General features: G+C 71.2%; 16 protein-coding genes. 8 read left to right on the top strand and 8 right to left on the bottom strand.

Going from position 1 to position 19,783, the window contains the following annotated elements:
* Positions 1 to 80: 80 nt before the first annotated feature.
* Complete coding sequence (ybaK, locus tag ACZ67Q_RS10990; RefSeq protein WP_471179421.1) at positions 81 to 581, top strand: Cys-tRNA(Pro) deacylase; 501 nt, start codon at positions 81 to 83, stop codon at positions 579 to 581.
* A gap of 732 nt (positions 582 to 1,313) precedes the next feature.
* On the opposite strand, the gene ACZ67Q_RS10985 is transcribed toward ybaK, so the two are convergent.
* The 4 genes from ACZ67Q_RS10985 to ACZ67Q_RS10970 all read right to left on the bottom strand — a co-directional run bounded on the left by ACZ67Q_RS10985 (position 1,314) and on the right by ACZ67Q_RS10970 (position 5,203).
* The gene (locus tag ACZ67Q_RS10985; RefSeq protein WP_471179419.1) at positions 1,314 to 1,988 is read right to left on the bottom strand and encodes an AAA family ATPase; all 675 of its coding nucleotides are present in this window, start codon (positions 1,986 to 1,988) and stop codon (positions 1,314 to 1,316) included.
* 34 nt (positions 1,989 to 2,022) lie between these two features.
* Complete coding sequence (locus ACZ67Q_RS10980) at positions 2,023 to 2,847, bottom strand: ABC transporter permease (RefSeq protein WP_471179416.1); 825 nt, start codon at positions 2,845 to 2,847, stop codon at positions 2,023 to 2,025.
* A 64-nt stretch (positions 2,848 to 2,911) separates the two neighbouring features.
* A complete protein-coding gene (locus ACZ67Q_RS10975) occupies positions 2,912 to 3,931 on the bottom strand; it encodes an ABC transporter ATP-binding protein (protein WP_471179413.1) in 1,020 nt (339 codons plus the stop codon).
* 63 nt (positions 3,932 to 3,994) lie between these two features.
* Positions 3,995 to 5,203 carry an NYN domain-containing protein gene (locus tag ACZ67Q_RS10970; RefSeq protein WP_471179411.1) on the bottom strand — a complete coding sequence of 403 codons (1,209 nt, stop codon included), beginning with the start codon at positions 5,201 to 5,203 and terminating at the stop codon, positions 3,995 to 3,997.
* A 222-nt stretch (positions 5,204 to 5,425) separates the two neighbouring features.
* On the opposite strand from ACZ67Q_RS10970, the gene ACZ67Q_RS10965 reads away from it, so the two are divergent.
* The gene (locus ACZ67Q_RS10965; protein ID WP_471179408.1) at positions 5,426 to 5,590 is read left to right on the top strand and encodes a hypothetical protein; all 165 of its coding nucleotides are present in this window, start codon (positions 5,426 to 5,428) and stop codon (positions 5,588 to 5,590) included.
* Between the two features lie 84 nt (positions 5,591 to 5,674).
* On the opposite strand, the gene dnaE is transcribed toward ACZ67Q_RS10965, so the two are convergent.
* The gene (gene dnaE / locus ACZ67Q_RS10960; protein WP_471179406.1) at positions 5,675 to 9,214 is read right to left on the bottom strand and encodes a DNA polymerase III subunit alpha; all 3,540 of its coding nucleotides are present in this window, start codon (positions 9,212 to 9,214) and stop codon (positions 5,675 to 5,677) included.
* A gap of 178 nt (positions 9,215 to 9,392) precedes the next feature.
* On the opposite strand from dnaE, the gene ACZ67Q_RS10955 reads away from it, so the two are divergent.
* The 5 genes from ACZ67Q_RS10955 (at position 9,393) to ACZ67Q_RS10935 (ending at position 15,443) form a co-directional block, all read left to right on the top strand.
* The gene (locus ACZ67Q_RS10955) at positions 9,393 to 10,718 is read left to right on the top strand and encodes a DUF2252 domain-containing protein (RefSeq protein ID WP_471179403.1); all 1,326 of its coding nucleotides are present in this window, start codon (positions 9,393 to 9,395) and stop codon (positions 10,716 to 10,718) included.
* An 81-nt stretch (positions 10,719 to 10,799) separates the two neighbouring features.
* The gene (locus ACZ67Q_RS10950; RefSeq protein WP_471179401.1) at positions 10,800 to 11,492 is read left to right on the top strand and encodes a hypothetical protein; all 693 of its coding nucleotides are present in this window, start codon (positions 10,800 to 10,802) and stop codon (positions 11,490 to 11,492) included.
* 103 nt (positions 11,493 to 11,595) lie between these two features.
* Positions 11,596 to 12,420, top strand: a complete 825-nt coding sequence (locus tag ACZ67Q_RS10945; RefSeq protein ID WP_471179399.1) for a thioredoxin domain-containing protein — start codon at positions 11,596 to 11,598, stop codon at positions 12,418 to 12,420.
* A gap of 106 nt (positions 12,421 to 12,526) precedes the next feature.
* Positions 12,527 to 14,200, top strand: a complete 1,674-nt coding sequence (locus ACZ67Q_RS10940) for an alkaline phosphatase D family protein (RefSeq protein WP_471179396.1) — start codon at positions 12,527 to 12,529, stop codon at positions 14,198 to 14,200.
* A 259-nt stretch (positions 14,201 to 14,459) separates the two neighbouring features.
* A complete protein-coding gene (locus ACZ67Q_RS10935; RefSeq protein ID WP_471179394.1) occupies positions 14,460 to 15,443 on the top strand; it encodes a zinc metalloprotease in 984 nt (327 codons plus the stop codon).
* Positions 15,444 to 15,450: 7 nt separating this feature from the next.
* On the opposite strand, the gene ACZ67Q_RS10930 is transcribed toward ACZ67Q_RS10935, so the two are convergent.
* Positions 15,451 to 16,020 (bottom strand): dienelactone hydrolase family protein, encoded by a 570-nt coding sequence (locus ACZ67Q_RS10930; RefSeq protein ID WP_471179391.1) that lies wholly within the window; start codon positions 16,018 to 16,020, stop codon positions 15,451 to 15,453.
* Positions 16,021 to 16,097: 77 nt separating this feature from the next.
* Between ACZ67Q_RS10930 and ACZ67Q_RS10925 the strand changes: the two genes are divergently transcribed.
* Positions 16,098 to 17,207, top strand: coding sequence for a mechanosensitive ion channel family protein (locus ACZ67Q_RS10925; protein WP_471179388.1), 1,110 nt, complete (start codon positions 16,098 to 16,100; stop codon positions 17,205 to 17,207).
* A 121-nt stretch (positions 17,208 to 17,328) separates the two neighbouring features.
* On the opposite strand, the gene ACZ67Q_RS10920 is transcribed toward ACZ67Q_RS10925, so the two are convergent.
* Positions 17,329 to 18,075, bottom strand: a complete 747-nt coding sequence (locus ACZ67Q_RS10920) for an SDR family NAD(P)-dependent oxidoreductase (RefSeq protein ID WP_471179385.1) — start codon at positions 18,073 to 18,075, stop codon at positions 17,329 to 17,331.
* Positions 18,076 to 18,113: 38 nt separating this feature from the next.
* Complete coding sequence (locus ACZ67Q_RS10915) at positions 18,114 to 19,700, bottom strand: Na+/H+ antiporter (RefSeq protein WP_471179383.1); 1,587 nt, start codon at positions 19,698 to 19,700, stop codon at positions 18,114 to 18,116.
* Positions 19,701 to 19,783 lie beyond the last annotated feature (83 nt).

Genomic DNA, 19,783 nt, shown 5'->3' with positions numbered 1-19,783 from the left:
GCACATGAGCCAGTGAGCTGGTGAGCTCGTGAGCTCGTGAGTTCGTGAGTTCGTGAACTGATCTTGGGGAACGGCCGGGTATGGCGAAGAAGGCGAAGAAGCAGCAGCAGTCCGGGGGGACGCCGGCGACGGTGGCGCTCGCGGCGGCGGGGGTGGAATTCACGGTCCACGCCTACGACCACGATCCGAGCCATCCCTCGTACGGCGAGGAGGCCGCCGAGGCGATGGGTGTCTCCCCGGAGCGGGTGTTCAAGACGCTCGTCGCGGACGTGGACGGGGCGCTGACGGTCGCCGTCGTGCCGGTGGCCGGGCAACTGGATCTCAAGGCGCTGGCGTCCGCGGTGGGCGGCAAACGGGCGGCGATGGCCGATCCTTCGCTGGCCGAGCGCACGACGGGGTATGTGCGCGGGGGGATCTCGCCGCTGGGGCAGCGCAAGCGGCTGCGGACAGTGCTGGACGCGTCGGCTTCCTCGTTCGACACGATCTGTGTGTCTGCGGGGCGCAGGGGGCTGGAGGTCGAGCTGTCCCCGGGGGATCTGGCGAAGCTGACGTCGGCGGTTCTGGCGCCGATCGGGCGGTAGCGTTTTCGGGCGCGGGGCCCGTCGTGGTTGCTCGCGGATGCCTGCGCGGCCTGCGCGGGTTGCGTCGTGGCTGGTCGCGGATGCCTGCGCGGCCTGTGCGGGTTGCGTCGTGGCCGATCGCGGATGCCTGCGCGGCCTGTGCGGGTTGCGTCGTGGCCGATCGCGGATGCCTGCGGCGGCCTGTGCGGGTTGCGTCGTGGCCGATCGCGGATGCCTGCGGCGGCCTGTGCGGGTTGCGTCGTGGCCGATCGCGCAGTTCCCCGCGCCCCTTTCTGTGCCTGCGGCGGCCCGTCGCGGTCCGGTGGGTGGCTGGTGTCGCGCCTGCGGTGCGTTGTGGGTCGGGGCCGGGGCGGGGGGTGTCCGTCCTCGGTCCGGCCGCCCGTCGCCGGATACGGCGCCCTGTGCCGGTGCCGGCCGCTGCGGGCGGACACCCCCCACCCCGTCCCCTTCCCGCCGTCGGCGACTGCACCAACGCCGTGGCGGGCGGCGGGTGCCGCAACGTCGTGGCGCGGGGCCGTGGGGTGCCGTCCCGTGCGGCTGCGGCGGCCCCAGCGCCGGGCGGCCGCCATGCCGACCTAGCCGGGGCGGCACAGGTGGGCGCTGGGGGTACCCGAAGAGCTTGGGGGAGGCACCCCGCCAGCGTCGGCGAGCGCATCCACCCGCCCAGCCATGACGCCGGGCGCGCAGCGCAACCAGCGGCACCGATAAAGCGCCGGGCGCGCAGCCCGAGGCTCAGGCCGGCGGCACTCCGTAGCCGCCCAGCGGTTCGGGGTCTCGGGGGCCGAAGAGGGCCGTGAGGGCGAGGTGGATCAGGAGGGCCGCCAGCGGCCACGCCAGCAGCGCGCCCTTCGCTCCCAGCTTCAGCGGCGCGGAGAACGTGACGCCCTCGCCCACCGCCTTCGCGTGGGCGATGACGTCGGACGCCGGGCCGAGCCACACGCCGAGGCGCCACGCCAGCAGCGACGCGAGCAGGCCGCCGACGCCCAGGGCCGCCACCAGCGGCACGCCCCCGCGCCGGCGCCACAGGAACACGGCGATCCCGCTGAGAACGCCGAAGGCCAGCGCCAGCAGCGTGAACGTTCCGTCGACGCCGATCGCCTGCTCGCCCTCGCTGTCCTTGAGGTAGACGACCCAGCTGTTGTCCACCACGCTGCCCACCAGCGGAACGTGCGGGGCGAGCCACCACCACAGGGCCCCGAGCAGCACACCGGCGACCGTCACCGCCACGGTGACCACGGCGGCCTCACGCAGTTCCGTCTTCATCCCGGGCCCGTCCTGTCCGTACACGGCGTCCTGCGGCGCAGGTGTCCCGTACCCGGATCCGCCCGCGGCAGGCGGACCGGCCTGGCCGGAGGGGTACGAGGAGTGGTCGTGCGGCCCGGTGGGCGGTGTCAGCGGTGCGGTCACCCCCACATCGTGCCAGGTGCGCCCGCGTGCCGTGTCACCGGACGGCGGCCCGCCGGTACGCCCACGTGGCGACGGCCAGGGAGGCCACCCCGACCCCGGCGCACACGGCGAGGTCGGCGAGCACGTACGCCCAGTCGGGGCTCGGCCCGAAGGTCCGCGCGAGGGCCTCGACGCCGTAGGTGGACGGCAGCAGGTCACGGGCCAGCCGTACGACCTCCGGCATCCGGTCGGCCGGCAGCACGCCCAGCAGCAGCGCCGCCGACATGCCCAGCTGGCCCAGGAGCGTCGCCAGTTCCGGGCGCGGGGCGAGCAGCCCGCAGGCCGCGCCGAGCCCGGACAGCGCGGCACCGGCAAGCGGGATGACGGCCGCGAGCACCCACAGATGGGTCAGCGGCAGTCCGAACAGCACACAGCCGAAGACGGCGGTGACCACGGTGCCCGGCACGGTGAACGAGGCGTACGCGGCTGCCGCGCCCAGCACCACGGCGGCGGGCGGTACCGGCAGGGTGGCGTAGTGGTCGAGGCCCCCGCTCGCGCGCAGCTGCCCGAAGTACTGGGCGAGCAGGTTGAGCGCGACGAACGCGACGACCAGCACCGCGGACCCGGCGACGACCGACTCGGCCTCGTTGCCGCCGTCCACCACCCCGCGCATCATGATCAGGATGCCGACGGACTGGAAGGTCGCCACGAACAGCAGCGGGATACGCGCGACCCGCGCCCGGGACAGCTGGGCCCGGTAGACGGCACCCAGCGACGGCCACAGCCGGGCGCGCGGCCCGAGCTCGGCCGGGGCCGGGGCGGCGGCCCGGGCCACGCCCCGGGCGCTGCCCGAGAGACTCTCGGCGGGTACGACACTCACGTGGAGCTGCTCCTTCTCCGTACGACGGTCGCGTGGACCCATACGCAGGGCACGGCCGGTGCGCTCATGCCTTCACCAGCCCCTGCCGTGCGGCGCCGCCGAGGGCGAGGTAGACGTCCTCCAGGCTGGGCGTGGCGAGCGTGAAGTCGTCCAGCGCCGCGAAGGCGGCCCCTCCGGTGACGGTCGCGACGACCGCGCGGGCCTCCTCGGGTGCGAGCCGGAGCGTCCAGCGGCGCCCCGACTCGGTGGCCCGGTCGCGCAGCGCGGCGACCTCAGGGACGTCCAGCGGGGCGCGTTCGCGCCACACCAGTTCGACCCGCACCTCGTCGGCGACCTGCTCCTTGAGGCCGGAGGGCGTGTCACAGGCGATGATGCGGCCCCGGTCGAGCACGGCGACCCGGTCGAGGACGGTCTCGGCCTCGATGACGTTGTGGGTGACCAGCAGGACGGTCGTGCCGCGTTCGGCGCGGCGGCGGTCGACGGCGGACCACACCGCGCGGCGGGCGACCGGGTCCATGCCGGTGGTGGGTTCGTCGAGGACCAGCAGCGGCCGCTCGCCGACCAGGGCGGCGGCGAAGGTGGCGAGCCTGCGCTGGCCGCCGGACAGCTTCTTCAGGGGGCGGCCGGCGATCGGGGTGAGGCCCAGTTCCTCGAGGACGGCGTCCCGCTCGGCCCGGGCCTGCCGGATGTCCAGGCCGCGCAGCCGTCCGGTGGTCTCGGCGGCCAGCGACACGGTCAGCTCGTCCAGGGCGGTGGACTCCTGGCCGAGGTAGGCGAGGATGCGGGCGGCCCGCTCAGGGTGGCGGACGATGTCGTGCCCGAGGATCTCCACGCTGCCGGCGTCCGGGCGCATCAGCCCGGTGAGCTGGCGCACGAGGGTGGACTTGCCGGCGCCGTTCGGCCCGAGCAGGCCGAAGATCTCGCCCCGCCGGATGTCCAGGCGTACGTCGTCGGTGGCGCGCACCTCGGGTGTGCCCGGAGCACCGCGCCGGGCCCGCACGGCCGGATACGTCTTGATCAGTCCGCGCACCGCACAGACGACCTCACCGAGGGGCCGTTTTGATGCTGCCGTGCGCGTACTCACAAAGGACGAGACTACGGGGTCGGCGGGCTTTGCCTGCCGTTGGGGCGGTCTACCGCCCCTGGCTCACTCCCCGGCCGTGGCGGGTTCCGCCGTCGTCGGGACGTCGATCTCTCTCCAGAAGCCCGCCCGGATGGCGTAGCGGTCGTGCTCGTCGATCTGGTCGTCCTTGTGGGCGAGGAGGCCGAAGCGGGCGGCGTAGCGCAGCAGCTCGCCGTCGATGCGGTGCGGGATGCGGGGGTACATCCCGGACAGCCGCTGGAGGTGGCCGGGATCGCCGAGGCGGGAGATCCAGCGGCGGGCGAAGACCTGGCCGACCTCGTAGGGGTCGCCGCCGACAGTGGTGATGTCCTCCTCGCGGTCGGCCCAGCGCTGCTCGGCCGTGGTCAGCTGGGCGAGCGTGGGCATCGCGGCGACCTCCGGCGGCTCGGCGGGGGTGCCGGGGCGGTCGACCCAGCCTTTGTCGGAGGACCAGCGCAGGGTCGCGGTCGCGGGGTGCTGGGGGGCGGGGGCACCGGAGCGCAGTTCGGCGAGGTCCTTCGGGGTGGGGACACCCTTGGGGCCGGGGAGGCGTTCCTGGGAGCCGTTCTGCCCGGCGGCGGCCGGGGCGGGGGCGGCCTCGCGCGGGGGCCGCTCGTCGGCGGGCGCGGACTCGGGCAGCGGCGCGGAGAGGATCGCGGCGATCTCGGGGCGGGGCGCGGGCGGCGGGGCGCACACGCCGGTGAGTTCCTTGGCGCGCACGGCCCGGGTGATCCAGGCCCGGTCGAGGACGCGCCGCTCGTCGGCCTCGGCGACCAGGTCCTCGGACTGGTTGTAGTCGCCGTCGGCGGCCTGCACGGCCCACAGGTGGACCGCGACGCCGTGCTCTTTGGCGGACATCATGCCCGGCAGCAGGTCGCCGTCGCCGGTGACGAGGACGATGTCGGAGCAGGCGCGGTTGCGGGCCAGCTCGGTCAGCTCGGCGTGCATGGCGGCGTCCACGCCCTTCTGCGCCCAGCGGCCGTCACTGCGAGTGAGGGCGCCCAGGCGGACGGTGACGCGGGGCATGACGCGCAGCCGGCGGTGTTCGGGCTGGGGAACTCGGTCGGGGGCGCCGTCGAACCAGTAGATCCGCAGCAGCGGCTGCTGGGTGTCGGCCTCGGCGCGTTCACGCAGGCCCTGGATGAGGGCGGCGTGGTCGACGGTGATCCGGGACCGGGAGGGCTCCCCGGCGAGGAGGCTGGCGGCGGCCCCCAGCAGGTACCCGGCGTCCACCAGGACGATGCAGCGGTCCACGCGACTCACCCTCTTCCCGGGAGGTTTGCTTCGGGCTTCCTTCGAGTCTGCCCGACCGGGCGGAGGTTAACGGCCGGAACTCGATCTTCGGCGTGGCGTTTCGGTGCGGTGCGTCTCCACAGCCCTTGTCACGCACGGTAATTGCCCGATATGCGGTTGTTGTCAGTCTATGTGAATCTGGTCGCGGCCCTGGCCCCTAGATCCCCCACAGGAGGCATCACCATGGCCAAGAACAAGAACCGTGATCGTAAGCAGCAGCGCCCCACCGAGCGTGGCCAGCAGGCGACCCGCCAGCCGGCGATGGACACCGAGTCCCAGCCCGAGGTGGAGGCGACCCCCGGTGACGTGGCCACCCGCAAGCGGAAGCGCAGCTTCGGCCACAACTGAACGCGTGTGACGGGTCTGTTGCGATCCAGGCAATGACGAGGGGCGCACCCGGTACCGGGTGCGCCCCTCCTGCGTGTTCGCCGGTCAGCCCGCCAGGCAGGACGGGCCCAGCAGCACCTTCAGGTCGCCGAACAGCGCCGGATCGGGCTTGACCCGGTGCCGGTCGAGACGCAGCACGGTCGTCTTGGTCGGGCCCTGGAGCTTGATCCGGACCTCACTGTCGCCCTTGTGGTGGCTGAGGATCTCGCCGAGCCGGCTGACCATGGGCGGGGTGACCCGGGTCGCGGGGATGGTGAGGACCACCGGCGCGTTGGTACCCGCGTTGGACAGGTCCGGGACCATCAGCTCCATGGCGACCAGCCGCGGCACGTCCTCCCGCTTGTCGAGGCGCCCCTTGACGAACACGACGGCGTCCTCGACCAGTTGGGTCGAGACCAGCTGGTAGGTGGCCGGGAAGAACATGCACTCGATGGAGCCCGCGAGGTCCTCCACGGTGGCGATCGCCCAGGCGTTGCCCTGCTTGGTCATCTTGCGCTGCAGGCCGGAGATGATGCCGCCGATCGTCACGACCGCGCCGTCCGCGTGCTCACCGCCGGTGAGCTGGGAGATGCCCGCGTCGGCCTTGTCGGACAGGATGTGTTCCAGGCCGAACAGCGGGTGGTCGGAGACGTACAGACCGAGCATCTCCCGCTCCTGGGCGAGGAGGTAGGTCTTGTCCCACTCCTCGTCCGTGAACTGCACATCGAGTCCGAAGCCCGGCTCGCTCGACGTCTCCTCGCCCATCCCGCCGAAGAGGTCGAACTGTCCCTCGGCCTCCTTGCGCTTGACCGCGACCACGTTGTCGATCATCGGCTCGTACTGCGCCGTCAGGCCCTTGCGGGTGTGGCCCATCTCGTCGAAGGCGCCGGCCTTGATCAGCGACTCGGTGGTGCGCTTGTTGCAGACGACCGCGTCGACCTTGTCGAGGTAGTCGGGGAACGAGGTGTACTTCCCCTTCGTCTTGCGGCACTTGATGATCGACTCGACGACGTTGGTGCCGACGTTGCGCACGGCGGACAGGCCGAAGAGGATCACGTCGTCGCCCTGCGCGGCGAAGTTCGCCTCGGACTCGTTGACGTTCGGCGGGAGCACCTTGATGCCCATGCGGCGGCACTCGTTGAGGTAGACGGCCGACTTGTCCTTGTCGTCCTTGACGGAGGTCAGCAGCGCGGCCATGTACTCGGCGGGGTGGTTCGCCTTGAGGTAGGCGGTCCAGTAGGACACCAGGCCGTACGCGGCGGAGTGCGCCTTGTTGAAGGCGTAGCCGGCGAAGGGGACCAGCACGTCCCACAGCGCCTGGATGGCCTCGTCGCTGTAGCCGTTCTTGCGGGCGCCGCCCTGGAAGATGACGAAGTTCTTCTCCAGCTCCTCCGGCTTCTTCTTGCCCATCACACGGCGGAGGATGTCGGCCTCGCCGAGCGAGTAGCCGGCGATGATCTGGGCGGCCTTCTGCACCTGCTCCTGGTAGACGATCAGGCCGTAGGTGACGTCCAGGACCTCCTTGAGCGGCTCCTCCAGCTCGGGGTGGATGGGCGTGATCTCCTGCTGGCCGTTCTTGCGCAGCGCGTAGTTCGTGTGGGAGTTCATGCCCATCGGGCCCGGGCGGTACAGGGCCGACACGGCGGAGATGTCTTCGAAGTTGTCGGGCTTCATCAGCCGCAGCAGCGAGCGCATGGGGCCGCCGTCGAACTGGAAGACGCCGAGGGTGTCGCCGCGCTGGAGCAGCTCGAAGGTCGTGGGGTCGTCGAGCGGGAGGCTGAGGAGATCGATGTCGATCCCCTTGTTCGCCTTCACCATCTTGACGGCGTCGTCCATGATCGTGAGGTTGCGCAGGCCCAGGAAGTCCATCTTCAGCAGGCCGAGCGACTCACAGCTCGGGTAGTCCCACTGGGTGATGGTGACGCCGTCGGTGTGCCGCACCCAGACGGGGACGTGGTCGACGATGGGCTCGCTGGACATGATCACGCCGGCGGCGTGCACACCCATCTGCCGGACCAGGCCCTCCACGCCGCGCGCGGTGTCGATGACCTTCTTCACGTCCGGTTCGTTCTCGTACATCCCGCGGACCTCGCCGGCCTCGCTGTAGCGCGGGTGGCTCGGGTCGGTGATGCCGGACAGCGGGATGCCCTTGCCGAGGACGTCGGCGGGCATCGCCTTGGTGATCCGGTCGCCCATCGCGTACGGGTAGCCCAGCACGCGCGCGGAGTCCTTGATCGCGTTCTTGGCCTTGATGGTGCCGTAGGTGCCGATCATGGCGACCTTGTCGGCGCCGTACTTCTCGGTCACGTACCGGATCACCTCGACGCGCCGGCGCTCGTCGAAGTCGATGTCGACATCGGGCATGGAGATGCGCTCGGGGTTGAGGAACCGCTCGAAGATCAGGCCGTGCGGGATCGGGTCGAGGTCGGTGATGCCCATGGCGTAGGCGACGATCGAACCGGCCGCGGAGCCTCGGCCGGGGCCGACGGCGATGCCCTGCTTCTTCGCCCACATGATGAAGTCGGCGACCACGAGGAAGTAGCCCGGGAAGCCCATCGAGATGATGACGTCCATCTCGTACTCGGCCTGCCGCTGGCGGTCCTCCGGGACACCGCCCGGGAAGCGGCGCTCCATGCCGCGCCGGACCTCCTCCTGGAACCAGGTGACCTCGGTGTAGCCCTCCGGGATGTCGAACTTCGGCATCAGGTCGCGCTTCTCGAACATGCCGGTGGTGTCGACCATCTCGGCGACGAGGAGCGTGTTGGCGCAGCCCTCCTGCCAGGCGTCCGAGGAGTCGATGGCGTACATCTCGTCCGTGGACTTCAGGTAGTAACCCGTGCCGTCGAACTTGAAGCGGTCGGGGTCGGAGAGGTTCTTGCCGGTCTGGATGCACAGCAGGGCGTCGTGCGCCTGCGCCTCGTGGGCGTAGGTGTAGTGCGAGTCGTTGGTGACCAGCGGGGGGATGCCGAGCTTCTTGCCGATCTCCAGCAGACCGTCGCGGACCCGGCGCTCGATCTCGATGCCGTGGTCCATCAGCTCCAGGAAGTACTTGTCCTTGCCAAAGATGTCCTGGTAGTCGGCGGCGGCCTTGAGTGCCTCGTCGAAGTGGCCGAGGCGCAGCCGGGTCTGCACCTCGCCGGAGGGGCAGCCGGTGGAGGCGACGATGCCCTCGGACCACTGGGCGATGGTCTCCTTGTCCATGCGGGGCCACTTCTGCAGCCAGCCCTCGGCGTAGGCGTCGGAGGAGAGCCGGAAGAGGTTGTGCAGACCGGTGCTGTTCACCGCCCACATCGTCTTGTGGGTGTAACCACCCGAACCCGAGACGTCGTCCCTCTTCTGGTGCGGCTGGCCCCACTGGATCTTGCGCTTGTTGCGCCGGGACTCGGGGGCCACATACGCCTCGATCCCGATGATCGGGGTGATTCCGGCCTTCTTCGCGGAATGGAAGAAGTCGTACGCGCCGTGCAGGTTGCCGTGGTCGGACATCGCGATGTGCGTCATGCCCATCTCGTTGCAGGCGTTGAACATGTCCTTCAGCCGCGCGGCACCGTCCAGCAGCGAGTACTGGGTGTGGACGTGCAGGTGCGTGAACGGCGGCTTCGACACGGTGTGCCCTCCAGCGGAAACTGTCGGCGACGGAACGGGGGACGGTTGGGGATTCAGCGTCGAAGTCTATGCCGCCCTACTGACAGCGAGCGGGCACTCGGGCGTACCTTCATCCGTTGGAAGCGACGAAGGCGCTTCGTTCACCCACAGCACCACCCGCACCAGGAGGCACCCCGCGATGTCGGTACCCCAGCTCAGCGACGAGCAGCGCGGTGAGGAGATTCTCACCGTCTTCGACACCGCCTTCGGCGAGCTCCTGGCCGCCGATCCGGCCGCGTTCCGGGTGAAGTTCCGCAAGATGGCGGCCTCGGCGTTCGCGTTCTACCGGGGTACGGCGTGCCTCTTCTACCACGACGTGGACGCCGACCGGCGCGGCGGGCCGTACCTGGACGAGCGCACCTCGCGCGTGTGGATCCACGGCGATCTGCACGCAGAGAACTTCGGCACGTACATGGACTCCACCGGCCGGCTGATCTTCAACGTCAACGACTTCGACGAGGCCTACGTCGGTCCCTTCACGTGGGACCTGAAGCGCTTCTCCGCCTCCATCGCGCTCGTCGGGTACGCGAAGGCGCTCGGCGACGAGCAGATCACGGAGCTGGTGCGGATCTACGCGGCCGCCTACCGCGAGCGGATCCACGCCCTGGCCACCGGCGCCAAGAGCGACGAGGTGCCGCCGTTCACGCTGGACACCGCCCAGGGCCCGCTGCTGGACGCGTTGCGCGACGCCCGCTCGCTGACCCGGTTCGGGCTGCTGGACTCGATGACGGAGATCCGTGACTTCGAGCGCCGCTTCGCCTCCGGCGGCGGCGCCATCGAGCTGGACGCGGCCACCCGCTACAAGGTGCTGGCCGCCTTCGACGGCTACCTGGAGACGCTGCCGGAGACGTCCCTGACCCGCCCGGACTCCTACCGCGTCAAGGACGTCGTGGGCCGGCGCGGGATCGGCATCGGCTCGGCCGGGCTGCCGTCGTACAACATCCTGCTGGAGGGGCACAGCGACGCCCTGGAGAACGACGTCGTGATCTACATCAAGCAGGCCCAGACCCCGGCCGTCTCCCGGCACATCACGGACCAGGCGATCCGCGACTACTTCCAGCACGAGGGCCACCGCACGGTGATCTCGCAGCGCGCCCTGCAGGCACACGCGGACCCGTGGCTGGGCTGGACCGAGCTGGACGGCACCGGCCAGCTGGTCGCCGAGGTGTCGCCGTACGCGGTCGACCTCGACTGGGGCGACATCGACGACCCGGAGGAGATCGCGAGCGTCGTCGCCGACCTCGGCCGGGCCACGGCGACCATGCACGCGGCCGCCGACGACCAGTCGGGCGAGTCGCTGGTGCCGTTCTCCACCGAGCGGGCCATCGACGCGGCGATCGCCGCCGACGAGGAGGGCTTCGCGCCGCTCCTGGTCGACTTCGCCCACGCCTACGGCGCACGCGCGCGTGCCGACCACCAGATCTTCCTCGACCTGTTCCGCAACGGCCGCATTCCGGGGCTGTGAGCCGCACGACGACGGTGTGAGCTCTCACAGGGACCCTTTAGGGGTCCCTTACCGGAGCTCGTGCCACACTCTTGACTCGCTATGGACATATCCGGGACCCACCTCAGAGCGCTCCGCGCGGCGCTGTTCACGGCACTGGTCGTGACGGTCAGCTCCGCGTCGCACGTGCTGCTGTCCCGGGTCCCGCTGCCCGCCAACACGGTCGCCGCGGTCGCGGCGGCCGTGTTCGCGCTCGCCTACGCGCTGGCGGGCCGCGAACGGGGCTTCGGCCGGATCGCGGCGCTGCTGATCCCGCTGGAGCTGGCCGCGGACACCCTGTTCACGACGGGGCAGCACCTCTGCTACGGCGCGGCGGGCGGCCCGGTCGCCGGCCCGCTGCGCTCGGTCGGCTGGGACGTGCTGTGCGGCAACCGCACCGCCGTCGGCACCCCGCTGGCCCGGATGACGGGCACGGACACCGACCGCCTGCCGGCCCTGCTCTCGCACGCCGACCCGGCCACCGCCTGGCTTCTGCTCGCCGCGCACGTGAGTGTGGGTCTGCTCGCCGCCGCCTGGCTGCACCGGGGCGAGCGGGCCCTGACCCAGCTGGTGCGGGCGGTGGCCGCGACCGGCTTCCGGCCGCTGCTGCTGGCCGTCGCCTCGGTGGCCGTCCGGCCGGCCGGCGCGATCCGCCGGCTGCCGCGCCCCGTCCGCCGTACGGCCGCGCTGCGCGGCCCGCTGCTCGCGCACTCCCTGGGACGGCGCGGACCGCCGCGCTCACCGGTGTCCGCCTGACCGTTCGCGACCGAACGCGCACGACAGGCGAACGCCCGAGCCGGCAGTCCCCCTTTACGCATCCGCGCACGGCGTGCGCGTGTCCATCACGGAGATCATCACCATGAGCAAGCGGAACACCCAGTCGGCGAAGACGGCGGCGCGCGAGCGGCTGCGGGCCGAGCGCGAGCGCGAGGCCAAGCGGGCCAAGGTCAAGCGGCAGGTCACCGTCGCGGTGTCGGTCGTCGCCGTCCTCGCGGCGGCCGGCGGCATAGGGTACGCGGTCGTCCAGGCCAACAAGCCGGGTCACTGGGAGGCCGTCAAGGACCAGAAGCTGGTCAAGCCGGCCAACACCACCGGCGCGGACGGCACCACCGTCGTGATCGGCAAGGCCGGCGCCAAGAAGACCCTGGCGATGTACGAAGACCCGCGCTGCCCGGTCTGCGCGGCCTTCGAGCAGTCGGTGGGCCAGACGGTGAAGAAGGACGTCGACGAGGGCAAGTTCAAGATCCAGTTCGTCGGCGCCACCTTCATCGACACGAACATCCCCGGCGAGGGCTCCCGCAACGCCCTCAGCGCGCTCGGTGCGGCGCTGAACGTCAGCCCCGAGGCGTTCCTGGAGTACAAGGCCGCGCTGTACTCGGCGAAGTACCACCCGGACGAGCAGGACGACAAGTTCAAGGACGACGCCTACCTGCTGAAGGTGGCGGACACCGTCGGCGCGCTGAAGAACAACGCGGCGTTCGAGAAGGCCGTCAAGGACGGGACCTACGACAAGTGGGCCCTGGTGATGAGCGACAAGTTCGACAGCGACGGCCAGAAGTACAACTTCCAGGGCACCCCGACCCTGGTCATGGACGGCAAGAAGGTCACCGGCGCCGACGGCAAGAACGCGCCCATGTCGGTGGACGAGTTCAACACGGCGATCGACAAGGCGCTCAAGGGCTGATCCGGCGGGTCAGGTCCCGCGGCCGGCCCGACCACACACCCAACAGCGGGCGAACTTTTGCCGGTTCGCCCGCTGTCGCGCATACCGATCAGTAACCTGATCGGTCGTGACCAGTCGATACAGAGCCGATTCTGCTCCCGCCCCCGAGGCGGACTCCTTCACCCCTCGCCGCCGTACGGTCGTCAAGGCCGCGGCGGCGACGGCTGTGCTGGCCGGGCCGCTCGCCGCCGCCCTGCCCGCCCGGGCCGCGTCCGCCGCCCCCGCCTTCCTGCACGGCGTGGCCTCCGGCGACCCGCTGCCCGACGGCATTCTGCTGTGGACCCGGGTGACGCCCGTCCCGGAGGCGATACCGGGCTCGGGCGTGGGCCCGGACACCGAGGTGGCGTGGGTCGTCGCCACGGACCGGGCGCTGACGAACGTCGTCGCCCAGGGCTCCGTCACCGCGACCGCCGCCTCCGACCACACCGTCAAGGCCGACGTCCGGGGCCTGAAGCCGGCCACGGACTACTGGTTCCGCTTCTCCGCCGGCGGCACGGACTCCCCCGTCGCCCGCACCCGCACCACGCCCGCCGCCGACGACGCCGTGGCCAACCTGCGCTTCGGCGTGGTCTCCTGCGCCAACTGGGAGGCCGGGCACTTCGCGGCGTACCGCCATCTCGCGGCCCGCTCCGACCTGGACGCCTGGCTGCACCTCGGCGACTACATCTACGAGTACAAGTCGGGCGAGTACGCGGCGCGCGGCACGGTCGTACGGCCGCACGCACCGACGCACGAGATCCTCACCCTCGCCGACTACCGGATCCGGCACGCGACGTACAAGACCGACCCGGATCTGCAGGCGCTGCATCTGAAGGCGCCGGTCGTGGCGATCTGGGACGACCACGAGTTCGCCGACAACGCCTGGTCGGGCGGCGCGGTCAACCACACCGAGGGCGCCGAGGGCACCTGGGCCGCGCGCCAGGCCGCCGCCAAGCAGGCGTACTTCGAGTGGATGCCGGTGCGTCCGGCGCTGGCCGGCACCACGTACCGCAGGCTGCGCTTCGGCAAGCTCGCCGACCTGTCCCTGCTGGATCTGCGCTCCTTCCGGTCCCAGCAGGCGTCCACGGCCTCCGGTTCGGTGGACGACCCGGACCGCACGATCACCGGCCGGGCGCAACTGGACTGGCTCAAGGCGGGGTTGAAGGCCTCGGACACCACCTGGCGGCTGGTCGGCAACTCGGTGATGATCTCGCCGTTCGCCATCGGCTCGCTCTCCGCGGACCTGCTGAAGCCGCTGGCCAAGCTGATGGGGCTGCCGCAGGAGGGCATCGCCCTCAACACCGACCAGTGGGACGGCTACACCGACGACCGCCGTGAACTGCTGGCCCATCTGCGCGCCAACGCCATCCGCAACACCGTCTTCCTGACCGGTGACATCCACATGGCGTGGGCCAACGACGTGCCGGTGGACGCAGGGACGTATCCGCTCTCCCCGTCGGCGGCCACGGAGTTCGTGGTCACCTCGGTGACGTCCGACAACCTCGACGACATCGTCAAGGCGCCGGAGGGCACGATCTCCGCGATCACCTCGCCCGTGATCCGGGCCGCCAACCGGCACGTCCACTGGGTCGACACCGACCGGCACGGCTACGGCGTGCTGGACCTCACCGCCGACCGGGCGCAGATGGACTACTACGTGCTGTCCGACCGCACCGACCCGGACGCGACCTCCACCTGGGTGCGCTCGTACCGCACCCGCAGCGGCACGCAGAAGGTCGAGCGGACCTACACGCCTGTGTGACAGCTGTGAGCGAAGGGCGATTTTCAGCCATCGCAACGGCTTCGTTGAATGGCTGACTTCTCGTCACGCCACCCCGGCGGGTGGTGTGATCCGCAGTCGAATCCGGACACACCACCCGCCCCGGTACAGGGGTATCCCTATAAGCCGATGTGGCTTGATCACTGCTCTTCCCGCTTGGTCATGGGCACGTAATCTCCGGGCCACGACACAGGAAACCCCCCTGCGTCGCACACCCCACCGCCTCCACCAGGAGACACTCATGCGTGCGCTTGCCCGGATATCCCCCTCCACGCGCAGACGCCTGCTCGGCACCGCGGCCGTGGCCGGAACCCTCCTGCTCTCCCCGCTGTCGGCCCCCACCGGCGTGGCCGCGGCCGCCCCGGCGGCCACCGCCTGCGCCGACAGCGGCAACGCCGCCGCCCGCGAGGCCCGCCCCGCGGCCGGCCAGCACGTCGCCGAGCCCAACGAGGTCACCGACGCCAAGGCCAAGGCCATGGACGCCGACCTGCACAAGAAGCTCGACCAGCTGCGCACGAGCGGCCGCAGCTCGCTGGCGGCCACCTCCGCCACCATCCCGGTGTACTTCCACGTCGTCCACGACGGCGCCGCCGGCAACCTGAGCGCCACGGACATCAACGCCCAGATGAACGTGCTGAACGCGGCGTACGCCGGGCAGGGCACCGGCAACAACGACTCCGGCTTCCAGTTCACGCTGGCCGGCACCGACTACACGGACAACGCCGCCTGGTACAACCTGACCGACGGCTCGGCCGAGGAGAAGGCGATGAAGACCGCCCTGCGCAAGGGCGGCGCGAACGCGCTCAACATCTACACCGCCAACCTCGGCGGCGGACTGCTCGGCTGGGCCACCTTCCCCAGCTCCTACAAGTCCAGCCCGTCCATGGACGGCGTGGTCATCCTGGACGCCTCGCTGCCGGGCGGCTCCGCCGCCAACTACAACCAGGGCGACACCGCGACCCACGAGGTCGGCCACTGGATGGGCCTGTACCACACCTTCCAGGGCGGCTGCAGCGGCAACGGCGACTACGTCGACGACACCCCGGCCGAGAAGAGCGCCGCGTACCAGTGCCCGACCGGCCGGGACACCTGCACCAACAAGCCGGGCGTCGACCCGATCCACAACTTCATGGACTACACGTACGACGCGTGCATGTACCAGTTCACCGCGGGCCAGGTGACGCGCATGCAGCAGAGCTGGGCGGCCTACCGCGCGGCCGGCTGAGCCTGACCTAGAGGCTGTCGAGGAAGCCGAGCGCCACCCGCCAGGTGGCCTCGGCGGCCTCCGCGTCGTAGTCCGGCAGACCGGGGTCGGTGTAGAGGTGGCCGGCCCCGGCATAGCGGTACACCTCCACGTCGGCGCCCGCGCGGCCCATCTGCAGGTACCAGGCGCTCAGCCAGTCGTCCGTCTCGAACGGGTCCGGCTCCGCCACGTGCAACTGCACCGGCAACTCGTCCACCTGCGCGTTCGGCGCGATGTCCGACGTCCCGTGCAGCAGGAGCAGCCCGCGCGCCTTGTCGTCGCCGAGGGCGAGGGTCTGCGCGACGGACGCACCCAGCGAGAACCCGGCGTACACCAGGCCCCGCTCCGAGTAGGGCGCGGCGGCCAGCACGGCCCGCTTGAGCAGCTCGTCCTTGCCGATCTCCTCCTTGTACGCCATGCCCTCCTCGACCGTGTCGAAGGTCCGTCCCTCGAAGAGGTCCGGGGTCCACACCTCGTGTCCGGCTTCCCGCAGCCGGTCCGCGGCCTCGCGCACCGCGGAGCGCAGGCCGTAGGTCGAGTGAAAGAGCATGATGTTCATGAACCCATGGTGCCGTACCCAGGCAGCCCCGGAACTCACATGTTCATCAGCCGCCGGGCCCGGTTAGGAGCCCAGGCATGGAAGACGTACTCCGCCCGCTGATCGTCATCGGCGGCTCGGTCGTCCTCACCCTGGCCATCGGCTGGGCCACGGACCGGCTGCTGCAGAAAGCCGACACCCGCACGCCGCACACCCCCCTGTGGGGTCTGCTGCGCCGGGGCCGCATCCCCTACCAGGTCGTGCTGTGCGCGGCCCTGCTCAGGGGGACCTACGTCCAAGCCGGGGTGCTCCCCCACCACCGGGTCGGCGTCGGACAGACCCTGACCCTGGTGCTGATCGGCTCCACCGCATGGCTGGTGATCCGGATCGCCGCCGCCGTCGTGGAGACCTCCTACACCCGCTATGCCAGCGCCCGTATGCACCGCGACCCCGCCCGGGTCCGCCGGGTGCGCACCCAGGTGACGCTGATCATGCGGGTGGTGTCGGCGCTCGTCGGTGTGATCGCGGTCTCCGCGATGCTGCTGACCTTCCCCGAGATGCGGGCGGCCGGCGCCTCGCTGCTGGCCTCCGCCGGCATCATCGGCGTGGTCGCCGGTGTCGCCGCCCAGTCCACGCTGAGCAACATGTTCGCCGGCTTCCAGATCGCCTTCGGCGACATGGTGCGGATCGGGGACACCGTCGTGGTCGACGGCGAGTGGGGCACGGTGGAGGAGATCACGCTCACCTTCCTGACCGTGCGGACCTGGGACGAACGCCGGATCACCATGCCGGTGTCGTACTTCACGTCCAAGCCGTTCGAGAACTGGTCGCGCGGCACCCCGCAGATGACCGGCACGGTCTTCTGGCACCTCGACCACTCGGCGCCGGTGGAGGCGATGCGCCAGAAGCTGCGGGACATCCTGCGCGAGTGCCCGGCCTGGGACGGCCGCGACTACAGCCTGGTCGTCACCGACTCCACGCCCAACACCCTCCAGGTGCGGGCCCTGGTCACGGCCAAGGACGCCGACGACATCTTCACGGTCCGGGTCACCGTGCGCGAGCAGATGATCGCCTGGCTCTGCGACCACCACCCCTACGCCCTGCCCCGCGTCAACACGGCGGACGCCGTCCGCCCGCCCGGCGTACCGCAGGCCCGCACGTCCCAGGACGGCACGACGCGCCGCGCCTACGAGACCCACCGCGGCTGAGGTCGGCCGCAGGCCGCCCACCGGACAGCGACGGGCCGCCGCAGGCATACAAGGGGCGCGGGGAACTGCGCGACCAGCCACAACACACCCGCAGCCGACAACGCACCCGGCGCCGCAGGCGCTAGTGACCGCGTTCAGCCCCGCCGTTGACCTGGATGATCTGCGACGTCACATGCGCGGCTCCGGCCGAGGCCAGCCAGTGCAGCGTGGCCGCCACGTCCCCCGGCGTCCCCGCCCGCCCGTTGGACGTCTCCGCGATCCGCAGCGCCCGCCGCTCCTCGGTCATCGTGTCCCCGAAGAACTCGGTGTCCTCGATGTACCCGGGCGCGACGACGTTCACGGTCACCCCGCGCGGCCCGAGCTGCCGGGCCAGGTCGTGGGCGTACGGGTGCAGCGCGGCCTTGGCCGCCGCGTACGCCCCGCTGCCGGAGCCTCGGTAGGCGGCGATGGAGCTGAGGAAGAGCAGCCGGCCGCCGGGGTCGGCGAGCCGGTCCTTGAGCGCCTCGGTGAGGAGGGCGGCGGTGAGCGTGTTCTGCCGGAAGTTGAGGTTCCAGTCGTAGGCGACCCGCTCCAGCGGGTCCTCGCTCTCGACGGCGGGCTCCAGATAGCCGGCTCCACCCGCGCTGTGGATCAGCACGTCCACGGTGCCGAACTCGTCGGCGACGAACCGCTCCACCCGCCGCACCTCGGCCGGCTCGCCGAGATCGGCCGCGGACGTCAGCGCCCCCGGCACCCCGGCACGGGCCTTCTCGAGCACCTCGGCCCGGCGCCCGAGCAGCAGCACCCGGTCCCCGTCCGCGGCGAACACCCGCGCCGCGGCGAGTCCGATCCCCGTTCCTCCACCACTGATCACGACGTTGCGAGTCATGATTCCGATCATAGGCACGACGCCCATCTGAAGGTGCGTCAGCGCAGAGAACGTACGTCCAGGTGCCGCAGCACCCGGTCCACGATCTCCGGATCCGCCCCCGGCTCGCTGCGCGCCGCCAGCACCTCGTGCCGCGCCGCGCTCAGCATCTCCTGCTGGATCCTGCGCACCCGCTTCAGCCGCCGCACCCGCTTCTCGTGCGCCTCGCGCCGCTCCTCCTCGCCGATGTCCGGGCTGATCCGCACCCCGATGTCGAAGGCCCGCCGCAGCATCTGCTCGGACAGCTCCTCCGGCAGCTCCTCCACCGTCTCGATCTCCCGCAGCCGCCGCTTGGCCGCCTTGGCCGCACGGACGGCCAGCTCCTTCTCGAAGTCCTTCTCCCGCTCGGTGTCGGCCCGCACGCCGAGCCGCTTGACCAGCCACGGCAGGGTCAGCCCCTGCACCACCAGCGTCGCCATGATCACGCCGAAGGCGATGAATACGATCTCGTCGCGGTCCGGGAACGGCCCGCCGTCGTCCGTCTTCAGCGGCACCGCCAGCGCCAGCGCCACGGACGCCACGCCGCGCATCCCGGACCACCACATGACGACGGTCTCCCGCCAGCTCATCGGGATGTCCTCGTCGTAGTCGCGCTTGGCGTGCAGCCGCTTGGTCAGCCAGGTCGCCGGCAGCAGCCACGCCAGCCGGACGAGGATCACCACGCCGACCACGGCGCCCGCCCAGCCGAGCATCTCGCCCCAGCGCCCGGACGCGGTGCGGATCGCGTTGTGCAGCTCCAGGCCGATCAGCCCGAAGGCGACGCCGGTGACGAGCGTGTCGACGATGTCCCAGAAGGTGTGCCCGGCGAGCCGGGTCATCACGTCGTCGGCGTCCGTCGCGTACTCCGCGAGGAACAGGGCCGTCATCAGCACGGCCAGCACGCCCGACCCGTGCAGCTCCTCGGCGAGCACGTAGGAGGCGTACGGGACCAGCAGGGTCAGCCCGATCTGGAGGGTGGCGTCGCCGAGCAGGTCCATCAGCTTGTTGGCGCCCCAGCCGAGCGCCAGGCCGATGGCGATCGCCACGACGGCGGAGAGCAGGAAGTCGAGACCGGCCCGCCACGGCGAGAAGGTGCCGCTGACCGCGGCGGCGATGGCGACGTGGTAGAGCACGATGGCCGTCACGTCGTTGAACAGGCCCTCGCCCTCGAGGATCGACACCAGACGGCGCGGCAGCCCGAGCTGACCCGCGACGGCGGTCGCCGCGACCGGGTCGGGCGGCGCGACCAGCGCGCCCAGCGCGACCGCGGCGGCGAGCGGCAGCCCCGGCACGATGGAGTGGGCGACGGTGGCCACGCACAGCGTGGTGACGAACACCAGTGCGACCGCGAGCAGGAAGATGGGCCGTCTGTTGGCCGCGAACTGCCGCCAGGACGTCCGCCGCACGGCCGCGTAGAGCAGCGGCGGCAGCAGTGTGGGCAGGATCAGCTCGGGCGGGATGTCGACATTCGGCACGAAGTCCAGTACGGCGAGGACCACTCCGAGGATCGTCATCAGCACCGGTGCCGGCAGCCCCCACCGGTCCCCGACCGGGACGCTGATCACGGCCCCGAGCAACAGCACGAACAACAGGGCCAACTGATCCACGGTCAGCGCTCCGGAGACGAGACGACGGGGCTACGGGGGTCGGACGATCAGATGCGTCCAGACGTCCAGCCTGCCACGCCTGC

It is taken from the genome of Streptomyces sp. NPDC036813 (assembly GCF_055609245.1).
This window is presented reverse-complemented; position numbering and strand designations above follow the sequence as displayed.